The 4,469-nt window shown below is 39.2% G+C and carries 3 protein-coding genes and 2 pseudogenes; 2 read left to right on the top strand and 3 right to left on the bottom strand.

The features are described from left to right. Positions 1–30 precede the first annotated feature (30 nt). Positions 31–126: pseudogene (locus D4N35_RS17450) on the bottom strand (hypothetical protein); the annotation flags it as partial. A 378-nt stretch (positions 127–504) separates the two neighbouring features. Between D4N35_RS17450 and D4N35_RS18480 the strand changes: the two are divergent. Beyond that, positions 505–798 (top strand): annotated as a pseudogene (locus tag D4N35_RS18480) (GMC family oxidoreductase); the annotation flags it as partial. A 165-nt stretch (positions 799–963) separates the two neighbouring features. Here D4N35_RS18480 and D4N35_RS17440 read toward each other — a convergent pair. After that, positions 964–1,353: a YmaF family protein gene (locus D4N35_RS17440; protein ID WP_120075947.1), complete on the bottom strand. Its 390-nt coding sequence runs from the start codon at positions 1,351–1,353 to the stop codon at positions 964–966. A 793-nt stretch (positions 1,354–2,146) separates the two neighbouring features. Here D4N35_RS17440 and D4N35_RS18655 point away from each other — a divergent pair. Then, positions 2,147–2,221, top strand: coding sequence for a hypothetical protein (locus D4N35_RS18655; protein WP_369122669.1), 75 nt, complete (start codon positions 2,147–2,149; stop codon positions 2,219–2,221). Between the two features lie 251 nt (positions 2,222–2,472). On the opposite strand, the gene D4N35_RS17430 is transcribed toward D4N35_RS18655, so the two are convergent. Then, entirely contained in the window at positions 2,473–4,089 is a 1,617-nt protein-coding gene (locus tag D4N35_RS17430; RefSeq protein ID WP_120075948.1) for an alkaline phosphatase, read from the bottom strand. Between the last annotated feature and the right edge of the window lie 380 nt (positions 4,090–4,469).

Raw genomic sequence — 4,469 nt, 5'->3', positions numbered from 1 at the left:
CGGCCCCTTTCGGACGGCCGGTTTTGCTTGTTAAAGCTTTAGTGCTCCCATGGGCAGTAGTTCGACGACAGCTTGAGAACGCCCCTTGACTCCGAGCTTTTGCATGGCGTTTGCAGTGCGCACCCTTTGCATGGAATTACGCATATTCGCTTCAATTCATTACGCCCAAGTGGAAGTAGGGAAAGGGAACGTGGTTCAGCACTTTACTTAACCAGGCTCGTCATATTGAAGCTTCGTAAATCACAGGGTGCAATAAGCATTATCCCCTTATTACACTTCGGGCACGAAGTATGATAAGGGGAAATGAAAGTTTTCATAAGATGCCAGTTCTGAAATGAGATAAGAAACACCTTTGTTGGCTATATTCTTAGTCACCACTGTTCTCTTAATAAAAAAATGACGAAAAATGAATTTCCTTAAGCTTTTCTTTTGGGCAGCTTAGTTTCTCCTAATAGATGTTTTACTTCTGAACCTTACCTGCCGATTAGTTAGTAGACTTAATGCAATGATCCCCAGACTTCCCTAGGACCTTTTACCCGATGGCAATTATTCCAAAAACCAAACGGACAATGGGAAAGTGCCTCGACCGCATTCCTTACTTCCGATATTATGACTCCCCAAGGTGTTGGGGTAAATGGCCGGAAATTAAGAGTTCTTTTTGAATCAACTGCCCTTCGCATCCTGTTTAATCAAAATAGGGCAATTGGCATCAAGTTTCTTAAAGAAGGCAAATGTATCCGTGCTTTTGCTCGTAATAAAGTGATCATTTCAGCCGGGATCAATAGTGCCCAACTTTTAAACAGGAAATTGTTCTAAATGATGGGGATGTAACTTCTGATATGTGGTTACTTCCGGAAGCTTAAATAAATGAAGCAATTTCAGCAAAATTGCCGCTCAATCAGGGAAAATTAACGTGAAAAAACATTCCAATAATTGGAAGATTTTCCCATTATCTCAAAAAATTCAATCGCCCCTAGCGCTAGTATCACCGCGATACTTATGCGCGTGAGGATGTTCGCCGCTAACAGTCGTTACCCCATGAAATTTATGATAATGGCCTCCTTCAGGCAAGGGTATAGCCGGCCCGGTAACACCCCGGATTTCATGTCTATGGCCATCATCAAAGGAGGTAACAGTAAAGTATTGATGTGTATGAGGTACCCCGCTTGGAGCGGGTTCAGTGGTGCCGGCGTATCTGTGTTCATGGCCCACATCAAACGAGGTTATTCCGGAAAAATGGTGCCTATGAAGAGGCCTTCCATCCCACGAAGTGAGATATAAAGCATGTGAATGCTCGCCATCCAAGTTTGAATCAGATGAATAAACAATGAAACCACTACATGGTATTTCCATTAATTTTTTCTCCTTCCTCGCACTTATTGAACCTGAATATAAATATCCAAGTGCAATTCTCATCTAAACCATATTCCCATTTTTTCTTTTTAGAACTTGGCTATACGTTTCCAATGAAGCAACAACCAAAACTTACAGTCTTTTGAAAGACGTTGTCCCATTATATTTAGCGGTATAAATTGACCCTCGTATTATGAAAAAGTGAATACAGAATAGCCTCTTTTTTCTGTTTCCGATAAGTTAAATACCCCTGGCCCTCTTATATCTATATTACTTGGTAATGAAGGAAATTAGATTACTAGACTGTTTCCTGATAATTGATGATTAACCGAGTGGAGTGATCAATAGTTCAATTTGATTCGTTTTTTTCGGAAAAATATCTTTTTATCAAGATATTCATTCATTTTTTCTTTCCTAGTTTCTCAACCATACAAGCACTCCCTCCTTTTTATAGAATATTGCAGTAACGAAAGGGAGGTAACCTTGTCCAATGCATGTCAAAGATTAGCGAATATTATCGGCGGTGAAGTGATCATGGCTGCACCAGTCTGTGTCGTACAGCATCCCTGAAACATAAATGCCAGCATTTTGGGAAGAAGAACCCGTTCACCATTGTCACTCCCGTTTGCATTATCGTTTGAAAACAACATCGGATGAAAGACATTAAATCTTGGGGAAAGCGTTATTCTGCAAGAGGAAATCAACCCGTTTTTAACGACATTAAGAATAAGAAGGCGTGGCCTCATTGTGGACAGCTGTTCACAGCCACTGGATCTTTGATCAACCGCGATTAATGTACATGCACTGGGAGAACGTTGACAATCCATTCAGATTTACCCAGAAAGCTTTGAATCAGCAAAAGAAGTAGGACTATTCTTAGGAAAGAGAGGTTCAAGCGAGGATGTATAACAAGTGTAGGGTCAGTGTATCCAATCCTATATCAAAGATTGATTGTAGGTTTTCTCTCTTTATTGGAAAAACACTGGGAGTCTATCACCTTTTTCTAGACCGTTATTCTTGGTTGGTCTATATTTGGGTTTTGGACGAAACAGTTAAATAAAAAAAAAGAAGTGCTTTCCCTAAAATTACTTTACTTAGGGAAAGCACCATATTAAAAATTTATTTTGATAGATTTAATGCTGCTTCTGATACATAGAAATCTTTCGAGTTATAAACTGTTACACCGTCAAGTTTCTTAGTGTAAGTTTTTTTGTTTTTCGTAACATAAGCAACGTTTTTATTAACTGGGAGTTCAATCTTGATTTTTTGTTTTTCAGCAATAAATACAGGGTTTACCTCATCAGTTACATCGATACGAGTCTTATACCCTTTTTTCTCAAAGGACTCTCTTGCATTGACAAAAAGCTTGTCCGTTGTTTTATTCAGATTAACCCCCAAGAATTTAGCCATCGTTTTTGCGATGTCAGTGTTGTCTACTAATCCATATGGTTTAGAGGGACCATATGCGTAAAGGAAAACATCCTCCCCAGTATGACCACCGGTAGTAAAACCAATGTTCGCACGATTTGCGAGCATTTTTGTCATATCGGCTTGTAATGATTTCGATGTTTTTAGAGCTTCCATTTCTGTTGCAGTTAGGTTATCCAAACCATATAATTCCGCTACTTCTTTCATATTAGAGCGGTCGGCCTTTAATTGCTTTAAAGCACCTTCAATTGTCATTGATGCTTTCTTTAGAGGATCAACATAAGCAGAAACTGAAATTTCAGGGTAATTGGAGTTCGTATTTACATTCCCCATCGTAATCCCGCTGTTTCCGTGGTCACTAACTGCGATAACCATTGTATTTCCATCTTTTTTTGCAAATTTTAAGGCTTCATTTACCGCATCATCAAAAGCCAATACATCACTAATGATCCCGATTGTATCATTTGCGTGTGCTGCCCAGTCTACTTTACTTCCTTCTATAAATAGGAAGAAACCATCCTTATCTTTGGAGAGAGTATCAATCGCCTTTTTCGTCATTTCAGCAAGAGACGGTTCACTATTACTCGTTGCTTTACGATCAAAATCATAAGCTAAAGCGGAAGGAGCAAATGCTCCCCAAATTTTATCGGACTTTGTTTTTAAAAGCTCCTCGCGCGTTTCAACAAAATTATATCCTTTTTCATCAAGTACTTTTGTTAGATCCTCATTATCAACCCGGGAATTCTTTGTTGTACCCGGTAATAGGGATTCTTTTCCTCCACCAAGAACAACATCCATTTCCTGATACACCTGTTGCTCGGCAATATCTTGGTAATTGCTGCGATGTGCTGTGTGAGACGAGAAGCCTGCTGGAGTTGCATGTTGAATTTCAGAAGTAGAAATGATACCTGTTGACTTTCCTAATAGTTTCGCGCCCTCTAATACGTTTGCAACTGGTTTATAGGCATCCTCAGGATTAACAGCAGCGACACCTGATGTATTCACCACTTCAGGAAGAAGCCCAACAATCTTATCATTACTTTTATGCCCGGTTGCTAAGGCAGTGGCAGCTGGTGCAGAATCGGTAATCGCTGATTCTGCGGAATGCGTCCGCACTCCTCCAATAACGATTTCATCCAATGCAAGGTTCTCACCTTTGTACCATCTTGCTAAAGTAGTGGCACCTGCACTGGTTCCATCCATCACCATCATAATGACATTTGTTGGTTCATTTTTCTTATCCTTTGCTTCTGTTAAACTATTGTACTCTGCAAAACCTAAAAAAGAAAAAGCTACAGCGGCTGCCATTGTTATTACGGCTGCCTTCTTACTAAAAATTCGATACACTTTACAATCCCCTCTCTGATATGTCTGTATTAGGCTATCTTTATAATAGAAGGTAAATATTAATTTTAGGATATTTTTAAGTAAAGGATTTGTAAATTTTAAAAAAAGATAGGGTGTGACAATTGACTATCTTAAATTGAGATATTAATTGAGTTGGATTCCGGGTAAATGTATTTCAAATTATTTTCTTTTGAGAGGTTCAACTATTAGGGTAACAAGGGGAGAAAGATTCTTTCGGCTGGAATTCAGTAGTTCCCACACTTGGTTAATAACATAGGAAATGAGCCGGTTTCTAGGCCGGTTCAAGGTATTTCTGTGTAGTGCAAAATAAAAGTGCAGAG

It is taken from the genome of Siminovitchia fortis (assembly GCF_003605365.2).
GTDB lineage: Bacteria > Bacillota > Bacilli > Bacillales > Bacillaceae_C > Siminovitchia > Siminovitchia fortis.
The sequence above is the reverse complement of the archived record's forward strand: the minus strand, read 5'-3'. Positions and strand labels throughout refer to the sequence as shown.

Bases quoted from the DNA above. Each gene is read 5' to 3' on its own strand.
- D4N35_RS17430 (WP_120075948.1), bottom strand. From the start codon at position 4,089: ATGGCAGCCGCTGTAGCTTTTTCTTTTTTAGGTTTTGCAGAGTACAAT.
- D4N35_RS17440 (WP_120075947.1), bottom strand. From the start codon at position 1,353: ATGGAAATACCATGTAGTGGTTTCATTGTTTATTCATCTGATTCAAAC.